Source organism: Roseateles oligotrophus (assembly GCF_014204525.1).
Lineage (GTDB): Bacteria > Pseudomonadota > Gammaproteobacteria > Burkholderiales > Burkholderiaceae_C > Paucibacter_A > Paucibacter_A oligotrophus_A.
This window is the reverse complement of sequence record NZ_JACHLP010000008.1, coordinates 179,484-199,780: the sequence shown is the minus strand read 5'-3', so window position 1 is coordinate 199,780 and position 20,297 is coordinate 179,484. Positions and strand designations below refer to the sequence as shown.

Genomic DNA, 20,297 nt, shown 5'->3' with positions numbered 1-20,297 from the left:
AACGCGCGGCGGCTGAACGCGCGGCGGCTGAACGCGCGGCGGCTGAACGCGCGGCGGCTGAACGCGCGGCGGCTGAACGCGCGGCGGCTGAACGCGCGGCGGCTGAACGCGCTTCAGAACTCCAGGCCCAAGCAGAGCGAGAAGCAAAGCGCGCTCGCGCCCGAGCCCGGGTCGCTGCGAGAAGCACCGAGCGCAAAGCCCAGCAAGCCAGAGCCCTGGCTGCGGCTCAGCAGGCGGCGGCCCAGGAGGCCGCCGAACGCGAAAGCGCGCGCCTGGCCCGCGAAGTGCAAGCCGAGCGCGAGCGCGCCGAGCTGGCGGCTTTTTTGCACATCGACCTGAAGGCGGGCGAAGCCAATGCCGGGCCTGCGCCACTCGATCTTGGCCAGATCCAGCTGCCCGAATTCTCGGCCCAGCAGCCGCAAGCCCAGGCGCTGAACCTGGCCAGCATCCACCTGCCCCAGACCCCGCAAACGCCGGCCCTGGACCTGGGCGTCTTGGGAGATCTGAGCCAGATGCTGGCCAAGGTCACGCAAAGCTCGCGCCAGGCCGGCCCCGAGCCCGAAGCCCTGGATCTGCACAGCGTGGTGAAGGCGGCGCAGGGGCGACGCTGAGCCCGCGCACAAACGCCGGAAGGCGTTTGTGGCTGGCGAAGGCCCAGCTGCGATACACGCGGATGGGCTGAGCCGAGCTTGGACGTGGCATGCTGTGCCCCTCACAGCCACTCTTGACCCAACAGCCATGCAAACCCAAAGAACCCTGATCAGCTCCGGCTCCAGCTTCGAGGCCGAGATCGGCTACTCCCGCGCCGTCGTCCAGGGCGATTGGGTGTTCGTCTCGGGCACCACCGGCTTCGACTACGCCAGCATGACGATTGCCGAGGGTCTGCCCGAGCAAACCGAGCAGTGTCTGAAGAATATCGAGGCGGCTCTGCAGCAGGCCGGCGCCAGCCTGCAAGACGTGGTGCGCGTCACCTATGTGCTGCCCAAGGGCGATGAGTTTCCTCAGTGCTGGCCGATTCTGCGCCGTTACTTTGGCGACATCCGCCCCGCCGCCATGATGATCTCGGCCGGCCTGGCCGACCCGCGCATGCGCATCGAGATCGAGGTGACGGCTTTGAAGCGGGCTTGATGCTGGGCGCCTGAGCTGGCTGGTAAATGTGTTTTGGAGCCAAGAACATGCCCACACGGAAGATTGTCTTGAGCGAGCATCAACACGAGTTGGTGGAGACTTTGATTCGGTCCGGGCGCTACCGAAGCGCTGGCGAGGTGCTGCGCGACGGCTTGCGCCTCATCGAGGAGCGCGAGCACATTCATCAGGATGCCAAGCTCAGGGCACTCCAGCAAGCGGCCCATCAGGGCTGGGCGGATATTTCGGCCGGACGCTACGTCGATGTTGCCGACGGTCAGCTGGAAGACTTCATCGGGAAATTGGGTCGGAGCGCCAGTTCCTGATCCACTTCTTCGAGCCCGATCTGGTGGCGGTGGGCCGGGTGCTGGCTTCAGCCCTGCCGCTTCGTCTCCACATGCCGCGCAAAGCTGTCCAGAATGGCCTGCCAGCCCGTGCGCTGCTGCTCTTCGCTATGGCTGGCTTCACCGTCAAACGTAACCGTTACGCTGACGCCCGCCGGTCCCTCGGAAAAATCAACAACACCCAGCCTATCGCCGAAACGGTAGGCCAGATGAGTCGGTGCCTGCACGGCCGTGTACTCGCCCGCGAAGTCAAAGCCGAAGGAGCCGTCCTTGGCTTCCATGCGTGAGGAAAACTTGCCGCCCACGCGCAGATCGACGCTGGAGGCGGTGGTGTGCCAGTCCGGCGAGGCGGTGTTCCAGACCTTGATGTCCGCAGGCGAGTTGTAGGCGCGCCAGACTTCGGCGAGCGGGGCTTTGACGAGGGTGCTGACGGTGATTTTCATGGGAGTTTTAGGATGGGGGAAGGGCCAAATTCTGGCATCGAGGCTAAACCGCAGTACTTTGCGACTGCCCACTTTATTGGAAGGCTGGCCCGGCTGTTCCGCATCACGGCATAACCGACTGAAGGTCGAACTTGCGCAGGGTCACAATAGCTGGCAGTTATTCCATTGAACTTCTGCATATGCGCCGATTTTTTGCTGTGGCATTGTTTGTTCTTCTCGGCCTTTTCCCATTGATGAGTATTCGTGCCTTCGTCGTAGCTGAACCCTTTGGCGCGCTCGGTACTTCTTTGCGATTTCAGCCCGGCGCTGTCGCATTGCAGGCAGTTGAGCGCGCTAAGTTCGCTAACTTTGTTCACCTGCTGCTGTATCGTTATCCAACTCCTGTGCATGAATGCGATATCGAGGTGTTCGTCTTTGTAGGAGATAAGGTTAACGGAGCATCTGCCTCGTTGGAAGCGCAGGACGAGCTGTTTGAAAAGCGCGTGTCCTATCTGCGTGAGCTGCTTCAGCTATACGGACTTTCCAAGCGGATAGGTCACCTGATTCCCCCTTCTAAGGTTGGCGGTGGGCTAAGCGCTGAGATTGATTCTGTTGACATCGAGATCAAGTATTGGATTCACCAAACTGAAGGCGAAATCTCTCAGGATCATGTTGATTGCAAGTGGCCTTTGCCACCAAGAAAGTCAGCTGACGTTGTGAGTTAGAGAAGGCCAGTTTATCTTTCCATGTCCGAAGCCTGGGCGATTTGTTTTACTTTTCAGGCTTGCCCCGACTGACAATGCCAACAGGCTAGCGGCTCACAGCTTTGCCGCAGCAAATTATTCAATAAATATCGTCGCCGCTTTACCGCCTTATGACTGAGCGTCCCCCCGCCGATCTTCCTAATCTCACGCCCATCACCCCCGGCCTGCTGGTCCTGCACGGCAATCGCGCCGAGCTTTTGGGCGAGGCGGTGTTCGAGTGGTTGCGGCGCCAACCCCTGGGGCCGCTGGAGGAAGAGATTTTCCTGGTGCAGAGCAATGGCGTGGCCGAGTGGTTGAAGATGCTGCTGGCCAGCCAGACCGGCATCTGCGCCGCCACCCGGGTGGAGCTGCCGGGGCGCTTTCTGTGGCGGGCCTATCGGCAGCTGCTGGGGCGTTCGGCCGTGCCGGCGGAGTCCATGCTGGACAAGCTGCCCATGACCTGGCGCCTGATGCAGCTGCTGCCGCAGCTGCAAGCGCAGCCGGGCTATGAGCCGCTGGCCGGTTTTTTGCGCCTGGGCGGCATGGAGCGGCGCCTGCAGCTGGCCCAGCGCCTGGCCGATTTGTTTGACCAGTACCAGGTCTACCGCAGCGATTGGCTGGACGCCTGGGGCCAGGGCCATGACGTGTTGATTCAGCAGAGCGGCCAGGATCTGCACAACAGCCCCAGCCTGCCCGCCGATCAGCGCTGGCAGCCCTTGCTGTGGCGCGCCTTGCAGGCGCCGCTGACTGCCACGGAGCGCGCCGCCAGCCGGCCGCAGCTGCACCAGCGCTTTGTGGCCGCCTTGCAGGCGGGGCGCGCGCCCGTCACGCCCATGGCCCGCCGCGTCGTGCTGTTCGGCATGACCCATGTGCCCATGCAGACCCTGCAGGCCCTGGCCGCCTTGTCGGAGCGCTGCCAGGTCTTGCTGGCCATCCCCAACCCCTGCCGCTACCACTGGGCCGACATCATCGAGGGCCGCGAACTGCTCAGGCAGAGCCGCCGCCGCCAGCCCTTGCGCAAGGGCCTGGACCTGGCCGAGCTGGGCCTGGAGGCCATGCACCAGCATGCCCACCCCCTGCTGGCCAGCTGGGGCCGCCAGGGCCGCGATTTTGTGCGCCAGCTCGACGCTTTTGACGACGCCTTGCAGGCGCAAGCCCGTTTTGCCCAGGCCAAGATCGATCTGTTTGACGAGGGCGAGGGGGCGCACTGGCTGGGCCAGGTGCAGGCCCGCATCCGCGACCTGGTGCCCCTGGCCGAGCATGAGCCCGTGGCGCTTGATGCGGACGACCGCTCCATCGTCTTCCACATCGCCCACGGCGCCCAGCGCGAGCTGGAGGTCTTGCAGGATCAGTTGCTCAAACGCCTGGCCGAGGGCGGTTTGCAGCCGCGCGATATCGTCGTTATGGTGCCGGACATCGACGCCTTCGCCCCCGCCATACGCTCGGTGTTCGGCCAGTACGGCCGGGGCGACTCGCGCTTCATCCCCTTCGATATTGCCGACCTGAAGGAGCGCGGCCACAACCCCTTGATGATCGCGCTGGAGTGGTTGCTGCGCCTGCCGCAGCAGCGCTGCCGCCTCAGCGAGGTGCGCGATCTGCTGGACGTGCCCGGCCTGGCCGCGCGCTTCGGCCTGGTCGCCGCCGACCTGCCGCGCCTGAGCCAGTGGATGGAGGGCGCCGGCATCCGCTGGGGCCTGAACGAGGCGCAGCGCTCGGAGCTGGGCCTGGCCGCCTGTGGCGAGCAGAACAGCTGGGTGTTCGGCCTGCGCCGCATTCTCTTGGGCTATGCGGTGGGCGACACCACGGCCCAGGCCGAAGCCTTCCAGGGCATTGCCGCCTACCCCGAGGTGGGCGGCCTGGACGCCGCCTTGGCCGGCTGCCTGGCCGATCTGCTGGGCGCCTTGCAGGCCTGGCGGGAGCTGGCGGCCACCCCGGTCGCGCCGCTGGTCTGGGCCGAGCGCGGGCGCTGGTTGATGGAGGCCTTTTTCCTCGCTCAGGACGAGCAGGAACGCCAGACCCTGAGCGCTTTGCAGACGGCGATGACGCAATGGCTGAACGCCTGCGACACGGCCGAGTTTGCGCAAGACATCGAGCTGCCGCTGGCGCGCGAGGCCTGGTTGACGGGCATGGACCTGCCCACGCTGAATCGCCGCTTCAAGGCCGGCGGCCTCACCTTCTGCACCCTGATGCCGATGCGGGCCGTGCCCTTCGAGCTGGTCTGCTTGCTGGGCATGAATGATGGCGATTACCCGCGCCGCAGCCGCCGCAGCGACTTCGACCTGATGGGCCTGCCCGGCCAGCAGCGCCCCGGCGACCGCTCAGGCCGGGACGACGACCGCCAGCTGATTTTGGAGGCCTTGCTGTCGGCCCGCCAGCAGCTCTACATCAGCTGGAGCGGCCGCAGCGTGCGCGACAACAGCGAGCAGCCGCCCTCGGTGCTGGTCTCGCAGCTGCGCGACTACCTGGCCTCGGGCTGGGGCGCGGCCGAGGTGGCGGCGCGCACCGTCCACCACCCGCTGCAGCCCTTCAGCCGCAGCTATTTCGAGATCAAACCCGGCGCGGCGCAGGCGCAGGACTTGTTCACCTATGCCCGCGAGTGGCGCCAGGCCCATGCGCAGACGAATGGCGTTATGGAAGCGGACAGCCTGGCCGGCCAGGTGGCGCTGGGCTCGCGCGAGCTGCCGCTCAATCTGGCGGCCTTGACGGCATTCCTGAAGAACCCCGTGAAGAGCTTTTTCCAGCAACGCCTGGACGTGCGCTTCCGCGATCAGGAAGAGGCCCTGGAGGACGACGAGGCCTTTGGCCTGGGCGGCCTGGATGAATGGGCGCTGCTGAGCGAGCTGAGCCACGAGGTCTTGATGAGCTTGGAGGCGCTTGGGGAGGCCGCCGATGACGTCGACGAGGCCTTGCTCGGCGATCTGATCCAGGAGCAGACCCGCCGTGTGCAGGCCGCCGGCCGCCTGCCTCTGGGCGAGCTGGGGCGGCGTGCCGAACGCCAGCTGGGGCAGACCCTGCTGCCCATGTTGAAGGCCTGGGTGGAGCTGCAGTCGCTCTTCCCGGTCAAGGCGGCGATGGCGCGCCTGCAATTTGAGGCCACGGCCGAGGATGGCGCCACGGTGCATCTGGACGACTGGTTAGATGGCCTGCAGGCCGCGCCCGCGGCCGAGCAGCTGGTGTGGCTGACGCTCTCGCCCAGCCGGCTCTGCGCCGATGAAAAAAACCGCACACCGCGCGCCGACCATTTGCTCGCCCCCTGGCTGCGCAGCCTGGTGGCCAGCGCCTGTGGCGAGCCCGCCCTGGGCGTGCTGGTGGGGCGCGATGCGCAGATCCAGGTCAACCCCTTGCCGCAGGACGAGGCCATCGAATGCCTGAACGCCTTGCTGCAAAGCTGGCGGCAAGGCATGGACGAGCCCCTGCCGTTTGCCGCCAAGACCGCGCTGGCCTGGGTGGCCGATCAGCGCGATGTGGCCCAGGTCTACGAGGGCGGCGGCTTTGGCGGCCTGAGCGGCGAGGGCGAGGAAGCCTGCCTGGCGCGCAGCTTCCCCGACTTTGCGGCCCTCAGCGCCGACGGCCGTTTCGAGCAGTTCGCCAAGCTTTTGTTCGAGCCCATGCTGCAGTGGATGCATCGCAGCGTAAGCCTGAGCCTGCACGGCAGTGACGAGATTTCTGATGACTGAAGCACTCCATCCTCTGCGCTTCCCACTCTGGGGCAGCCGCCTGATCGAGGCCAGCGCCGGCACGGGCAAGACCTGGACCATTGCCGCCCTCTATCTGCGCCTGGTGCTGGGCCATGGCGAGCAGGCCGACTCGGCCGAGCCGACGGCCTTCCAGCGCCCCCTGTTGCCGGCCGAGATTTTGGTGATGACCTTCACCCGCGCGGCCACGCGCGAGCTGTCGGACCGCATCCGCTCCCGCCTGCTGGAGGCGGCGCGCTGCTTCCGAGGTGAAGGCGATGAGGCCGATTACGACGAGTTCTTGCGCGATCTCTTGCAAGCCTACCCGGCGGGTGCCCAGCGCGAGCGAGCCGCCTGGACCCTGGCCCTGGCGGCCGAGAGCATGGACGACGCGGCCGTGCACACCATCGACGCCTGGTGCCAGCGCATGTTGCGCGAGCATGCCTTCGACAGCGGCTGTCTGTTTGACGAAGAGCTGCAGGGCAATGAGGGCGAGCTGCAGATCCTGGCCGCCCAGGACTATTGGCGCAGCGAGTTGTACCCCCTGCATGCGGCCGAGCTGGAGCAGGCCCTGGGCATCTGGCCCCATGTCGATGCCCTGGCCAAGGACGCGCGTGGCCTGTTGGACTTCACCATGCCCGCGGCGGCGGGCGCGGGCAGCTTGGGGGCCTTGATCGAAGAGCTGAGCCTGCAGCGCGCCACCGCCCTGGCCGATTTGAAGCAGGGCTGGGTGGAGCGCGCCGCTGAAATGCAGCGTTGGCTGGACGGGTGTTACGCCCTCAAAAACTGCCCCTTCGACAAGCGCTCGCTCAATCAAAAGAATTACAGCAGCTGGCTGGCCGCCTTGGCTAGCTGGGCGGGCGAGGACAGCAGCGCGCCCGGCGCTGCCACTTACCCGGATATGAAAACAGGCCTGAGCCGCTTCAGGCCCGAGGAGATGGAGAAGGCCTGGAAGCCCGAGGCCGTGTTTGAGCTGCCCGAGCATTTCGCCGCCTTCGGGCGCTTGATGCAGGCCTTGCAAGCCCTGCCCGACTTGGCGGCGCTAGCGCGCCAGCATGCCACGGCGCGCATCCAGCAGCGTCTGGCCGAGTTGAAACTCAAGGCCGGCACCTTCGGCTTTGCCGATTTATTGAATCGCCTGGACCGGGCCCTGGACCCGGCCTTGAATGGGGCGGCCGCCGAGCGTTTGCGGGCCCGCATGCTGGCCCAGTACCCGGTGGCCTTGATCGATGAGTTCCAGGACACCTCGCCCCTGCAGCTGCGTATTTTTGAGCGCCTCTACCGCATCGCCGAGCATCGCAGCGACACGGCGCTGCTGCTGATCGGCGACCCCAAGCAGTCCATCTACGGCTTTCGCGGCGCCGACATCTACAGCTATCTGCGGGCCCGCCGTGCCACCGAGGGGCGGCATTATGTTCTGGGCACCAACCACCGTTCCACCCAGGCCCTGGTGCGGGCGGTGAACCATGTCTTCGAGCGGGCCGAGCGGCGCGAGGGCGAGGGCGCCTTCATGTTCCGCCGGCCGGACGACGACCCCTTGCCCTTCGAGGCCGTGGCCGCCAAGGGCCGCAAGCAGCGCTTTGTGTGTGGCGATGGTGAGCAGCCCGCGCTCAGCCTGGCGCTGGATGCCGAGCTGCGCGACGGCGCCAGCAGCCAGCGTCTGTTTGCCGCCCATTGCGCGCAGCGCATCGTGGACTTGCTGAACGACAGCCAGGCCGGTTTTCTGGACAGCGAGACCCAGGCCTTTGTGCGCCTGCGGCCGGCCGATATCGCCGTGCTGGTGCGTACCGGGCGCGAGGCCGCGGCGCTGCGGCGCGAGCTGCGGCGGCGCGCCGTGGCCTCGGTCTATCTCTCGGACAAGGACTCGGTCTTCAATAGCGTGGAGGCGCAAGACCTGATGCGCTGGCTGAAGGCCGTGGCCCAGCCCCTGGACAGCGTGCTGGTGCGCGCGGCCCTGGCGACGCGGACGCTGAGCTTGTCCCTGGCCGAGCTGAGCGTGCTGGCGGCGGACGACGAGGTGTTTGACCGCCGCAGCGAGGAGCTCAAGGCCTTGCGCCAGGTCTGGCGTGGGCAAGGTGTTTTGGCCATGTTGCGCCAGACCCTGCATCTGCTGGACCTGCCGGCGCGCTGGCTGGCCAGCGAAGACCAGGGCGAGCGGCGGCTGACCAACGTCCTGCATCTGGCCGAGATGCTGCAAAGCGCCAGCCGCCAGCTGGAGGGCGAGCAGGCCTTGATCCGCTGGCTGGCCGGCCAGATCGCCAGCGCCGGCCTGCGCGGCGGGGAGGAGCAGATCCTGCGCCTGGAGAGCGATGCCGATCTGGTCAAGGTGGTGACGGTGCACAAGTCCAAGGGCCTGGAGTACCCGCTGGTTTTCCTGCCCTTTGCCTGCGCCTTCCGCGGCGTGGACGGGCGCAGCAGCCATGTGTGGGTGGCGGACGAGCAGGGCGAGGCCAGCCTCCATCTGCAGCTCACGCCCGAGCTGATCGCCGCCGCCGACCGTGAGCGTCAGCGCGAGGACTTGCGCCTGCTCTACGTCGCCCTGACCCGCGCCCGCCACAGCCTGTGGCTGGGTGTGGCGGCGATCAGCCAACGCGGCAGCAAGGACAGCACGGCCCATCGCAGCGCCCTGGGCTATCTGCTGGCCGGGCCGCACAAGCTGAGCGGCGAAGGCCTGGCCGAGCAAGTGCATCTGCTGGCCCAGGGCCAAGCGGAAATGCGGGTGCTGGAGATGCCGGGCCAGCCCGCGCTACCCGGCCGCTTGCTGCCTCGCGCAGCGCCGCCGGCGCTGCGCGAGCTGCAAGCTTATGACGCTGAATTTGAGCGGCGCTGGACGATAGGCAGCTTCTCCGCCCTGGTGCGGGCCCTGCCGCATGCCGGGGCTGCGATCACCGCCGTGACCGTGGCGGCGGCGCGTGAGGATGAGTCCGAGCAAGCCGCCACGTCGCCAGAGCCTGTGCAGACCGAACCTGCAGAAACCGAGGCGGCCCCTGCGCCCTGGCATGCCTTCCCACGGGGGGCTCTGGCCGGCAATTTCCTGCACGATCAGCTGGAATGGCTGGTGAGCGAGAAAGCGGCCCAGGGCGGCAGCCTCGGCGACTCGGCCGAGCTGCGTGCCCTGCTGACGCGCCGCTGCGAGCGCGGGCTGTGGGCCGGCCATGCCGAGGCCCTCGTGGCCTGGCTGACGCAGGTCTGTGCGACCGAGATTCCCGGCGTCGGCGCCAGCCTGGACCAGCTCCAGCGGCCCCTGCCCGAGATGGAGTTCTGGTTCCCCAGCGAGGGCCTGCTGGCCAGCCAGCTGGACCGGCTCTGCCGCCAGCATCTGCTGGCCGGTCATGCCCGCCCGGCCTTGCCGCAGCGCGAGTTGCGCGGCATGTTGATGGGTTTTGCCGACCTGGTGTTCGAGCAGGGCGGGCGCTTCTACGTGCTGGACTACAAGTCCAATGCCCTGGGCGATAGCGATGCCGACTACGGCGAGGCCGCGCTGGAGGGCGCCATGGCCCAGCACCGCTACGAGGTGCAGGCCGCCCTCTATCTGTTGGCCTTGCATCGCCTGCTGCGCGCCCGCCTGGGCGAGGCCTACGAGCCGGCCCGACAGCTGGGCGGCGCCGTGTTCTTTTTTCTGCGTGGCCTCAAGCACCCGGGCCGGGGCTGTTACACGGTCGCCCCGCCGCTGGACTTGTTGGAGAAGCTGGATGCCTTGTTCCGTGAGGATGCTTTGTTGAGCGTGGAGGAGCTTGCCCAATGAGCGCGGCCTTGATCAAGAATTTGCAGGCCTGGCGCGAAGCCGGCTGGCTGCGCCGCCTGGACCCGGCGTTTGCCGCCTTTCTGCAGGAGCTGGAGCCCGGCGCGCCGCCCGCCTTGCTCTTGGCCGCCGCCCTGCTGAGCCATCTGGAAGGGCGGGGCCATAGCTGCCTGGACCTGGCCCATCTGCTGCAGGACGCCGAGGATCTGCTGAGCTGGCCCGCCGAGGCCATGACGGCTCTGCAGGCGCAGCTGGCCGAGCTGCCGCCCAGCCTGGCCGATTGGCTGGGCCAGCTTTCTGGCAGCGCCTTGGTGGAAATCCGCGCAGAACGCGAGGCGGCCAACACGCCGCTGGTTTTGCGCGGCAGCCGGCTTTACCTGCGCCGTTACTGGGTTTACGAGCAGCGGGTCGCCCGCCAGGTGCTGGGGCGTTGCGAGTTAGGCGCCGAGGCCCTGGATCAGACGGCCTTGCGTCAGCGCCTGGATCTCTTGTTTCCGCCCAGCGCTGTTTTTGACTGGCAGAAATTCGCCTGTGCCGTGGCCTTGCGCGGCCGCTTTGCCGTCATCACCGGCGGACCGGGCACGGGCAAGACCTATACGGCCGCCCGCCTGCTGGCCCTGCTGTTCGCGCTGGATCGCCGGCCCCAGCATCTGCGCGTCGGCCTGGCCGCGCCCACCGGCAAGGCGGCCGCCAGGCTCAAGCAGTCCATCGCCGCGGCCTTGATGGACATCCCGGCCGGCTTCGATTGCGGCCTGCCGCGGCCGGAGTTGGCCCAGGCCCTGGGCGCGGCCCGCACCCTGCATTCGCTGCTGGGGGCAAGACCCGACACCCGCAAGCTGCGCGCCGACGCGGCCACGCCGCTGGCGCTGGATGTGCTGATCGTGGACGAGGCCTCGATGATTCATCTGGAGATGATGGCCGGCCTGCTGGAAGCCTTGCCGCCCACGGCCCGGGTGATTTTTCTGGGTGATAAGGACCAGCTCGCCTCGGTGGAGGCCGGTGCGGTGCTGGGCGATCTGTGCAGCGAGGCGCAGGCCGGCGCCTACTCGGCGGAGACGGCGGCTTTCGCCCTGGCCACGACGGGGCGTGCCCTGCCGCCCGAGTACCAGCTGCCGCCCTTGCTGGCACCTAAGCCCCTGTCTCAGCAGACGGTGATGCTGCGCGAGAGCCGGCGCTTCGGCGGCCCCATCGGCCAGCTGGCGCTGGCGGCCAATCGCGGCGATGGCAAGGCGGCGGCCGCCTTGTTGAAGCAAGGCGCTGCGGATCTGCTGTGGCTGGACGCTCCCGGCCCGCCCCAGGTTCTGCAACTGGCCGAGCGCGGCCGTGCCGGCGCGCCCGGCGGCTACCGTGTGTATCTGGAGCTGCTGCGCCAGGGCCCAGCCACGCCGGACCGGGCCGGCTTTGAGGCCTGGGCCTGTGCGGTGATCCAGGCCTTCGAGCGCTTCCGCCTGCTCTGCGCCGTGCGCGAGGGCGAGTGGGGTGCGCAAGGCCTGAATGCGGCCGTGGAGGGGGCGCTGATCCAGCAAGGCCTGCTGAGCAAGAACGGCGAGTGGTATGCCGGCCGGCCCGTCATGGTGACCCGCAATGACACGGGCCTGGGGGTGTTCAACGGCGATATCGGCATCGTGCTCAAGCCTTTTGGCGAGGGGGGCTTGCGGGCCTTTTTTCTTGACGGCAGCAGCCTGCGTTCGGTCTCGGTCAGCCGCCTGGCCGATGTGGAGACGGCGTTTGCGATGACGGTGCACAAGTCCCAGGGTTCGGAGTTCGAGCACACGGTGCTGGTGCTGCCCGACAAGGCCAGCCATGTGATGTCGCGCGAGCTGGTGTACACCGGCATCACCCGGGCGCGCAGCGCCTTCACCCTGGTGACGGGCTGGGCGCCCGGCTTCGCCTGGGCCCTGGGCCGCCGCACCCGCCGCGCCAGCGGTTTGCTGGACCTGCTGGGCGGCTGAGGCGCTGGTCTCAAGGCAGGTTGAAGCGCTCGACCTGGTCGGCCAGGCCTTGGGCCTGGCGCTGCATGGCCGCGGCCGCGGCCACGGTCTCTTCCACCAGGGCGGCGTTCTGCTGAGTCATGCGGTCCAGCTCGGCCACGGCCTGGCCGATCTGGTTGATGCCCAGGCTTTGCTCACGGGCTCCGCCGGCGATTTCATCCAGCACCTGGTCCACCTGCTGCGAGGCGCTGACGATGTCGGCCATGGTCTGGCCGGCGCGGCGCACGATGGTGGTGCCGCTCTCCACCTGCTCGACGCTGCTGCCGATCAGGCCTTTGATCTCCTTGGCCGCGTCGGCGCTGCGTTGGGCCAGCATGCGTACCTCGCTGGCGACCACGGCAAAGCCGCGCCCTTGTTCGCCGGCACGGGCGGCTTCGACGGCGGCGTTCAGGGCCAGGATATTGGTCTGGAAGGCGATGGCGTCCACCGTGCCAATGATCTCGCCGATGCGGGCCGAGGCGCCGCGTATGCCGTCCATGGTCAGGGCCACTTCCTCGATCACGCGGGCGCCGTCGCGGGCCACATCGGCATTGCGGCGTGCCACCTCGGAGGCTCCGGCGGTGAGGGCGGCCGATTGCTTGATGGTGGCGCTGATCTGCTCCATCGAGGCGGCCGATTCCTCTAGATTGGCGGCCGCCTGTTCGCTGCGGGCCGACAGATCTTGCGCGCCGCCGGTGATCTCGCTGCTGGAGTGCAGGATCTTGTGGCTGGACTCGCGCACGCCGCGCACCATCTCGCGCAGCGCGCCCTGCATGGCGCTGAGCTCCAGCATCAGTCCTGAGACCTCATCGCGCCCCCAGGGCTTGGGCGTGGTGCTCAGATCGCCGCTGCTCATGGCTTGCAGGTGGCGGCGGGTTTCCGCCAGGCCGCCGTTCATGACGTGGAAAAAGCTCAGGAAGAGATAGCCGGTGCCCAGCAGCACAAAGGCGGCGACGGCACCGGACAACTCCAAGCGGTGCAGCGTGGCCGTGCGCAAATCGTCCACATAAATGCCGGTGCCGACGATCCAACCCCAGGGCTCAAAGCCTTGCACATAGGAGAGCTTGTCGACCGGCTCCTCGCTGCCGGGCTTGGGCCATTGATAGGCCACAAAGCCCTTGCCCGACTCCTTCACCTTGGCGACAAAGGCATTGAAGAGGGCGAAGCCCTTGGGATCTTTGTGCTTGGACAAGTCCTTGCCATCCAGCTCGGGCCTGGTGGGGTGCATGACCATGCGCGGCTGCAAATCGTTGATCCAGAAGTACTCGCGCTCGTTGTAGCGCAGCTTGGCGATCTGCTGCTTGGCCAGGGTCTGGGCTTGTTCGCGGCTCAGCTTGCCCTCGGTTTCCTGGGCATGGGCCCAGCTCAGAATGCCCTGCGCCAGCTCCACATGCTGGCGGGTGGCGTCCATGCGGGAATGCATGGCTTGCTCGTTGAAGGCTTGCAGCAGCCAGATCATCAAGGCCAGTATGGGCAAGATGAAGCCCAGGCTGATGACGGTGGCCTTGGCCTTGAACCCCATATTGCGGAAGACGCGCACACCGGGCGCCCACATGCCATGGTGAGAAAAGTAGCCATCACTCTCGACGGCCTTGAATCTTGTGAATTGGCCGGGAATGTTGATGGGCTGCGGCAGACCCAATGGCGGACTGAAAGACATAGCGTTAACTCCTCACAGATCTCGCGCTGTTCTGATGCAGTCGTCGAGATGCTCCCCGTGAGTGGGGCTATCGGTCAGCGCGGTCCGCAATGTGAAGGCTATTTGCGCCTCACTCGTGCGAGGTCGGGCCTGGCGTGGCAAATTCGGCAGAGCGTCCGGATTTGCGCGTTCAGCCTCCCCCAAAGCTTAGGGGGCAGAAATGGCGGGGCGCGGTGCTGGCTAGCAAGACCTGACCCCGCTTCGATTTATGCGCAAGCTGTTCGGCGCGCCTGACGGCAGCCATTACATTGAAGCCTGTTCAACAGGAGTTCCGCATGGCCAACACGCCCGCCCCTCACAACGCGAATGCTTCGCGCAAGATCGACGTCAAACACATCGCTTCCGACAGCGGCGTTGCCGTCGAGGCTTATGACACCTACGACACGGACGAAGAGACGCTGGCCGCCGCCCATCGTTTTGCCGCCGGCTTGCTCCAGCGGGTGGCGCAGATCTGCGAGGCCCAGCCTGGCAAGACCTTGGACGCGGCGGCCTTGCGCGGCCTGGCCGCCGGCCTGCTGCCCAAGTAAGGGCCTAGCCGGTCTTGCTTAGTAGGGGCCGCTGGCGAGCCAGCGTTCCAACTGGGGCAGGCGATCATTGCCCCAGAAGCGCTCGCCCTCGACGATGAAGAAGGGCGAGCCGAAGACGCCACGAGCTTCCGCCATATCGACCTCGGCCTTCAGACGCGCGCGGCTGGCGGAGGCGCTGCTGGCCTCGTGGAAGTCTTCTTCTGAAATGCCCATCTCGGTGGCGATTTCCTGCAGCACCTCGGTGGCCGCGATATTGCGGTCATCGACAAAATAGGCTTGCAGCACGCGCTGCGCAAAACTGCGGCCCTGTTCGGGGCTGCGGTCATTGACCCAGTGGAAGAGGCGCGCCGCCTGTTCGGTGTGCAGGCCCAGGGTGGAGGGGGTGTTGTACTTGATGCCTTCGAAGGCGGCCAGGCGTTCGGCGTCGCGCCTGATGTACTCGCTGCGCATCACGCTCTTGGGAATGCGGATGCGTTCCAGCGAGGTGAAATTGGCGTCCAGCACGATGGCATGCCAATTGACGGCACGGCCATGGCGCTCGGCGATCTTGTCGATGGCGGCGGAGGCGACATAACCGTAGGGCGAGGCGAAGTCGAAGTAGAAATCAATCGGCGCGGACATGGCGAGGGGGCTCCATCAGTTTGGCGCGGATTGTAGGGGCCAGCCTAGTCGAGCTGAATACGATCAAGGATCGCCTGTGTCCCACTGAGGCAGACGACGCAGAAACCGCGTATTTGGCGCAGCCGAATGCAAAAAGCCCAAGTGACTTATTCACTTGGGCTTTGCCGTTTTGTTCCTGGTCGGGGTGAGAGGATTCGAACCTCCGGCCTCTACGTCCCGAACGTAGCGCTCTACCAGGCTAAGCTACACCCCGATTTTTTTGATCCGATACACCGCTCTTTCTCAAGAGCGGCTGCCGGGCTTCAGGGGAAGCGGCGGCTCGGATGCTTTTTCAGCGCGGATCTGCGAACAATTCTTTTAGAAAGACCGCTCAACCGACTGAGCCGCAAATTCTAGCAGAGATTCGCGCCACTGATTGGCTGGTAGCAGCTTCAGGCAATCTTTGGCTAAATTGGCTTCGGCTCTGGCGGCTTCACGAGTGGCTTCAAGTGCGCCGGTGGCGCGCACGATCTCGACGATCTCGCTGAGCTTCTCCAGCTCGCCATGTTCGATGGCGTGGCGCAGCAAGGCTTTTTGTTCGGGCGTGCCGCGTTCCATGGCGATCAGCAAGGGCAGGGTGGTCTTGCCTTCGCGCAGATCGTCGCCCACGTTCTTGCCCAGGGCGGCGCTATCACCTTCGTAGTCCAGCACATCGTCGATCAGCTGGAAGGCGGTGCCCAGGGCGCGGCCATAGCCGGCGCAGGCTTCTTCCACCTCGGGGCCGGCTTCGGCCAACACGGCGCCCAGGCGAGCACTGGCTTCGAACAGCTTGGCGGTCTTGTAGCGGATGACGCGCAAGTAACTCTCTACCGTGATGTCCGGGTCGTGCATATTCATCAGCTGCAAGACCTCGCCCTCGGCGATCACATTGGTCGCCTCGGCCAGCACGTCAAGCACCCGCATGCGGTTCACCGACACCATCATCTGGAAGGCGCGTGAGTAGAGGAAGTCGCCCACCAGCACGCTGGCGGCATTGCCGAACAAGGCATTGGCGGTCTTTTTGCCGCGGCGCAGGGATGACTCGTCCACCACATCGTCGTGCAGCAAGGTGGCGGTGTGGATGAACTCCACCACGGCGGCCAGCTCGAAACGGCCGGGCTTGTCATAGCCCAGGGCGTTGGCGAACAGCAGCACCAGCTTGGGACGCATGCGCTTGCCACCAGCGTGCACGATATAACCCGCGATCTGATTGATCAGCGCGACGTCCGAGCTCAGGCGCTTGGCAATCACGGCATCCACTTCCAGCATTTCTGCTGTCAGGGTGGTGAGTGCCTCGCTCAGGGCGGGACGGGTGGAGGGGGACGAAGCAGACGCAGCGTGCACTCTCGGCTCTCATTGGGACGAAAGCGCGATTATAGGAACAGCGAGAAGGCCGATTCCCCGGCGGCGCTGCTTTGTCGGTGTGGCCCGTCGCTCCGGGTCGGGTCTAGGGAATCTTGCTTGTGAGTCGAGTAATGCGTGCTATACTCGCGGGCTCTGCCGCTTTCAGGGTTGCAGGGTATAGGTCTGTGTGCGCACTTCGGGGTGTTTGCCTAGGCGCTCAGGCTTGGGGCTCAGCAATGAACCCGGAGCCATGCCAGGAGGCTGTCGCCACAGATAGGTTTAATTGAAAGGGCTGATATGTACGCGGTCATAAAAACCGGCGGTAAGCAATACAAAGTTGCGGCCGGCGAAAAGATCAAGATAGAACAGATTGCTGCGGATGTTGGCCAAGAGATTGTGATCGACCAGATTCTGGCTGTCGGTAACGGCGCTGAATTGAAGATTGGCACTCCCTTGGTTGCGGGCGCAAGCGTTTCCGCCACAGTTGTGGCTCACGGTAGGCACGACAAAGTGCGCATCTTCAAGCTGCGCCGTCGCAAGCACTACAAGAAGAGTCAAGGCCATCGCCAGAACTTCACCGAGCTGTTGATCAGCACGGTGAACGGCTGAGCGCCGAGGTCTTCTTCTTTAGCTAACAGTTCAAGGAGCTAATCCATGGCACAGAAAAAGGGCGGCGGTTCCACACGGAACGGCCGCGACTCCAAACCAAAGATGTTGGGTGTGAAGGCCTTCGGCGGCCAGACCATCTCTGCAGGTTCCATCATCGTGCGTCAGCGCGGTACCAAGTTCCATCCCGGCAGCAATGTCGGTATCGGCAAGGACCACACGCTGTTCGCCTTGGTCGACGGCCAAGTGTCGTTCGCCATCAAGGGTGAGAAGAGCCGCCAAACCGTGTTCGTCACCCCGGTCTGAATTTAATTCAGACGTCGTGATGACACTCTTCGCCGATGGGGGCAGCAGCCGCCCGCCGGCGACCCAAAGCCCCGGCTCGCCGGGGCTTTTGCTTTTTTGCGGCTGACCTCTAGCGGCAGCGGGTTCTGAAGATCCGGCTTGCCCTAAAATTAGGCACTGGCCCAGCGCCAGTCCCCGCAGCCGCTTGCAAAGCGAACAAGGCTTAGAACAAAGATATGAAGTTCATAGACGAAGCCACCATCGATATCGTGGCCGGCAATGGTGGCGCCGGCTGTGCGAGCTTTCGCCGCGAGAAATTCATCCCCTTCGGCGGACCCGATGGCGGTGACGGCGGGCGCGGCGGCAGTGTGTTTGCCGTCGGCGACATCAATCTCAACACCTTGATCGACTACCGCTATGCGCGCCGTCACGAGGCCCGTAACGGCGAGGCCGGACGGGGCTCGGACTGCTATGGTGCGGCCTCTGACGATGTCATCCTGCGCATGCCGGTCGGCACCATCATCCGCGACCTGGAAACCGATACCGTGATTGCCGAGTTGCTGGAACCGGGCGAGAAGGTCCTGCTGGCCAAGGGTGGCGACGGTGGTTTCGGCAATCTGCATTTCAAGACCAGCACCAATCGCGCCCCGCGCCAGAAGACGCCCGGCTGGCCCGGCGAGGCCAAGAAGGTCAAGCTGGAACTGCGCGTGCTGGCCGATGTGGGCCTGCTGGGTCAGCCCAATGCGGGCAAGTCCACGCTGATCACGGCCGTCTCCAATGCGCGACCCAAGATCGCTGACTATCCCTTCACGACGCTTTATCCAAATCTGGGTGTGGTGCGCGTGGGCCCGGAAAAGAGCTTTGTGGTGGCCGACATCCCCGGCCTGATCGAAGGTGCGGCCGAGGGAGCCGGTCTGGGCCACCAATTCTTGCGCCATCTGCAGCGCACCCGTTTGCTTTTGCACGTCGTTGACCTGGCGCCGTTTGACCCGGCGGTGGACCCTGTCGCCGAGGCCAAGGCCATCGTGGCCGAGCTGAAGAAGTACGACGAGGCCTTGTATGACAAGCCGCGCTGGCTGGTGCTGAACAAGCTGGACATGGTGCCCGAGGACGAGCGTGCCAAGCGCGTCAAGGACTTCCTCAAGCGCTACAAGTGGAAGGGCCCGGTGTTCGAGATCTCGGCGCTGACACGCGATGGCTGCCAGGGTCTGGTGCACGCCATTTATGACCATGTGGCCTCGGCCCAGCGCGTCATCAACGAAGTGGATCCGCGCTTTCCCGAGGGCAAGCCCGCTGCGGCCGAAGACGAGGCGGTATGAGCAGCGCGCTGAGAGGCGCGCGGCGCATTGTCGTCAAAGTGGGTTCCAGCCTGGTGACCAACGAAGGTCGCGGGGTGGATGCCGAGGCCATCGCCAACTGGTGCCGCCAGTTGGCGGCCTTGGCGGCCGATGGACGTGAATTGATCATGGTGTCCAGCGGCGCCATTGCCGAGGGCATGAAGCGCCTGGGCTGGACCACCCGGCCCAAGGAGCTGCATGAGTTGCAGGCGGCGGCGGCGGTGGGCCAGATGGGCCTGGCCCAGATGTATGAGACCAAGCTGCGGGAGCAGGGCATGGGCAGCGCGCAAGTGCTGCTGACCCATGCGGACCTGGCCGATCGCGAGCGCTACCTCAATGCGCGCTCCACCCTGCTGACCCTGCTGCAGCATCGCGTGCTGCCGGTCATCAATGAAAACGATACCGTCGTCAACGACGAAATCAAGTTCGGCGACAACGACACCCTGGGCGCCCTGGTGGCCAATCTGGTCGAGGCCGATGCCTTGATCATCCTGACCGACCAGCGCGGCCTTTACTCGGCCGATCCGCGCAAAGATCCTCAAGCCCGTTTCATCGACCAAGCCCAGGCCGGTACGCCCGAGCTGGAGCAGATGGCCGGCGGCGCCGGCTCATCCCTGGGGCGCGGCGGCATGATCACCAAGATCCTGGCGGCCAAGCGTGCGGCGGGTAGCGGTGCCAACACCGTCATCGCCTGGGGCCGCGAGCCCGATGTGCTCTTGCGCCTGGCTGCGGGCGAGGCGATTGGCACGGCCTTGCTGGCCAGCACGCCCAAGCTCGCGGCGCGCAAGCAGTGGATGGCCGACCATCTGCAGCTGCGCGGTGCGGTGTTGGTGGATGCCGGTGCGGCGGCCAAGCTGCAAGGCGAGGGCAAGAGCCTGCTGTCCATCGGCGTGCAAGAGGTGCAGGGTGACTTCCAGCGCGGCGATGTGATTGCTGTGCGCGACGGCGCCGGTGTGGAGCTGGCCCGGGGCCTGACGAATTACTCCAGCGCCGAGGCTCGCCTGATCGCACGCAAGCCTTCCAGCGAGATCGAGCGGGTGCTGGGCTATGTGGCCGAGCATGAGCTGATCCATCGCGACAATCTGATCCTGCTCAGCTGAACTCAGCCGCGGCGGAATGAAAAAAGCCGACGCTTTGCGCCGGCTTTTTGATGTGCAGACGAGGCTGCAGTGCTCAGTCCTGCGGCTCCGCCATGCCCTTGCCGGGCTCTTGCTGCGGCAATTGCGCCTCGTCGGTTTCGGGCGGGCATCCCGGCTGGCGGTGCCGTGGCCTTTCGGCGCTAGCATCGCCCGCTCTTTGCTGCCCGCCGCCGTGATGCGGGCGCATGCCCGAGCGCAGATAGCGGTTGTGCTGGTTGATGCGCGGCAGATAGCGGGCCAGCTCGGTCAGCGCGTTCTCGTAGACCCCGCGCTTGAACTCGATGACCGCGTCCAGCGGCACCCAGTACTCGTTCCAACGCCAGGCGTCGAACTCGGGGTGATTGGTGGCGCGCAGATTCATGTCCGAGTCGCGGCCCATCAGCTGCAACAAGAACCAGATCTGTTTCTGGCCCCGGTAGTGGCCACGCGCATCGCGGCGTATGAAGTGATCGGGCACCTCATAACGCAGCCAATCGCGGGTGCGCGCAATGATGCGCACATGGTCGGGTACAAGCCCCACTTCTTCGTGGAGCTCGCGATACATCGCCTGCTCTGGCGTTTCGCCATAATTGATGCCCCCTTGCGGGAACTGCCAGGAATGGGTGCGGATGCGTTTGCCCCAAAACACTTCATTCCGGTGGTTGAGCAGGATGATGCCGACGTTGGGGCGGAACCCTTCACGGTCGAGCATAATCAACCTC

General features: G+C 65.7%; 18 protein-coding genes and 1 tRNA gene. 13 read left to right on the top strand and 6 right to left on the bottom strand.

Going from position 1 to position 20,297, the window contains the following annotated elements; genetic code table 11:
• From HNP55_RS24010 to HNP55_RS19305, 4 genes are all read left to right on the top strand, one after another.
• A partial coding sequence (locus HNP55_RS24010; RefSeq protein WP_221439686.1) for a hypothetical protein occupies positions 1–339 on the top strand: 339 nt, incomplete at its 5' end.
• On the top strand, positions 324–611 hold the full coding sequence (locus HNP55_RS19315; RefSeq protein WP_221439685.1) for a hypothetical protein: 288 nt from the start codon (positions 324–326) through the stop codon (positions 609–611). The genes HNP55_RS24010 and HNP55_RS19315, both read left to right, overlap by 16 nt.
• A gap of 127 nt (positions 612–738) precedes the next feature.
• Complete coding sequence (locus HNP55_RS19310) at positions 739–1,128, top strand: RidA family protein (protein WP_184303198.1); 390 nt, start codon at positions 739–741, stop codon at positions 1,126–1,128.
• Positions 1,129–1,196: 68 nt separating this feature from the next.
• Complete coding sequence (locus HNP55_RS19305) at positions 1,197–1,451, top strand: type II toxin-antitoxin system ParD family antitoxin (protein ID WP_246448539.1); 255 nt, start codon at positions 1,197–1,199, stop codon at positions 1,449–1,451.
• A 47-nt stretch (positions 1,452–1,498) separates the two neighbouring features.
• Here the strand turns inward: HNP55_RS19305 and HNP55_RS19300 are convergent, their stop codons facing one another.
• Complete coding sequence (locus HNP55_RS19300) at positions 1,499–1,912, bottom strand: SRPBCC domain-containing protein (RefSeq protein ID WP_184303191.1); 414 nt, start codon at positions 1,910–1,912, stop codon at positions 1,499–1,501.
• A 131-nt stretch (positions 1,913–2,043) separates the two neighbouring features.
• On the opposite strand from HNP55_RS19300, the gene HNP55_RS19295 reads away from it, so the two are divergent.
• The 4 genes from HNP55_RS19295 to recD all read left to right on the top strand — a co-directional run bounded on the left by HNP55_RS19295 (position 2,044) and on the right by recD (position 12,002).
• Entirely contained in the window at positions 2,044–2,616 is a 573-nt protein-coding gene (locus tag HNP55_RS19295) for a hypothetical protein (RefSeq protein ID WP_221439684.1), read from the top strand.
• Positions 2,617–2,765: 149 nt separating this feature from the next.
• Entirely contained in the window at positions 2,766–6,311 is a 3,546-nt protein-coding gene (gene recC, locus HNP55_RS19290) for an exodeoxyribonuclease V subunit gamma (protein ID WP_184303185.1), read from the top strand.
• Positions 6,304–10,053: an exodeoxyribonuclease V subunit beta gene (gene recB, locus HNP55_RS19285; RefSeq protein ID WP_184303181.1), complete on the top strand. Its 3,750-nt coding sequence runs from the start codon at positions 6,304–6,306 to the stop codon at positions 10,051–10,053. Before recC ends, recB begins: the two co-directional genes overlap by 8 nt.
• Complete coding sequence (gene recD, locus HNP55_RS19280) at positions 10,050–12,002, top strand: exodeoxyribonuclease V subunit alpha (RefSeq protein ID WP_184303178.1); 1,953 nt, start codon at positions 10,050–10,052, stop codon at positions 12,000–12,002. Before recB ends, recD begins: the two co-directional genes overlap by 4 nt.
• 10 nt (positions 12,003–12,012) lie before the next feature.
• Here the strand turns inward: recD and HNP55_RS19275 are convergent, their stop codons facing one another.
• Positions 12,013–13,680 carry a methyl-accepting chemotaxis protein gene (locus HNP55_RS19275; protein WP_184303175.1) on the bottom strand — a complete coding sequence of 556 codons (1,668 nt, stop codon included), beginning with the start codon at positions 13,678–13,680 and terminating at the stop codon, positions 12,013–12,015.
• 314 nt (positions 13,681–13,994) lie between these two features.
• Between HNP55_RS19275 and HNP55_RS19270 the strand changes: the two genes are divergently transcribed.
• The gene (locus HNP55_RS19270) at positions 13,995–14,246 is read left to right on the top strand and encodes a hypothetical protein (RefSeq protein ID WP_184303172.1); all 252 of its coding nucleotides are present in this window, start codon (positions 13,995–13,997) and stop codon (positions 14,244–14,246) included.
• Between the two features lie 18 nt (positions 14,247–14,264).
• On the opposite strand, the gene HNP55_RS19265 is transcribed toward HNP55_RS19270, so the two are convergent.
• The 3 genes from HNP55_RS19265 to ispB form a co-directional block, all read right to left on the bottom strand.
• Positions 14,265–14,867: a 2-hydroxychromene-2-carboxylate isomerase gene (locus HNP55_RS19265; RefSeq protein ID WP_184303169.1), complete on the bottom strand. Its 603-nt coding sequence runs from the start codon at positions 14,865–14,867 to the stop codon at positions 14,265–14,267.
• Positions 14,868–15,043: 176 nt separating this feature from the next.
• Positions 15,044–15,120, bottom strand: a tRNA-Pro gene (locus HNP55_RS19260).
• Between the two features lie 104 nt (positions 15,121–15,224).
• Positions 15,225–16,187: an octaprenyl diphosphate synthase gene (gene ispB / locus HNP55_RS19255; RefSeq protein WP_409993759.1), complete on the bottom strand. Its 963-nt coding sequence runs from the start codon at positions 16,185–16,187 to the stop codon at positions 15,225–15,227.
• A 339-nt stretch (positions 16,188–16,526) separates the two neighbouring features.
• On the opposite strand from ispB, the gene rplU reads away from it, so the two are divergent.
• The 4 genes from rplU (at position 16,527) to proB (ending at position 19,557) form a co-directional block, all read left to right on the top strand.
• Positions 16,527–16,838 carry a 50S ribosomal protein L21 gene (gene rplU, locus HNP55_RS19250; protein ID WP_058720709.1) on the top strand — a complete coding sequence of 104 codons (312 nt, stop codon included), beginning with the start codon at positions 16,527–16,529 and terminating at the stop codon, positions 16,836–16,838.
• Positions 16,839–16,883: 45 nt separating this feature from the next.
• On the top strand, positions 16,884–17,141 hold the full coding sequence (gene rpmA / locus HNP55_RS19245; RefSeq protein WP_184303166.1) for a 50S ribosomal protein L27: 258 nt from the start codon (positions 16,884–16,886) through the stop codon (positions 17,139–17,141).
• Positions 17,142–17,356: 215 nt separating this feature from the next.
• Positions 17,357–18,439, top strand: a complete 1,083-nt coding sequence (gene obgE, locus HNP55_RS19240; protein WP_184303163.1) for a GTPase ObgE — start codon at positions 17,357–17,359, stop codon at positions 18,437–18,439.
• A complete protein-coding gene (gene proB, locus HNP55_RS19235; protein ID WP_184303160.1) occupies positions 18,436–19,557 on the top strand; it encodes a glutamate 5-kinase in 1,122 nt (373 codons plus the stop codon). The genes obgE and proB overlap by 4 nt, the downstream gene beginning before the upstream one ends.
• Before the next feature lie 73 nt (positions 19,558–19,630).
• Here the strand turns inward: proB and HNP55_RS19230 are convergent, their stop codons facing one another.
• Positions 19,631–20,287 (bottom strand): RNA pyrophosphohydrolase, encoded by a 657-nt coding sequence (locus HNP55_RS19230; RefSeq protein ID WP_184303157.1) that lies wholly within the window; start codon positions 20,285–20,287, stop codon positions 19,631–19,633.
• Positions 20,288–20,297 lie beyond the last annotated feature (10 nt).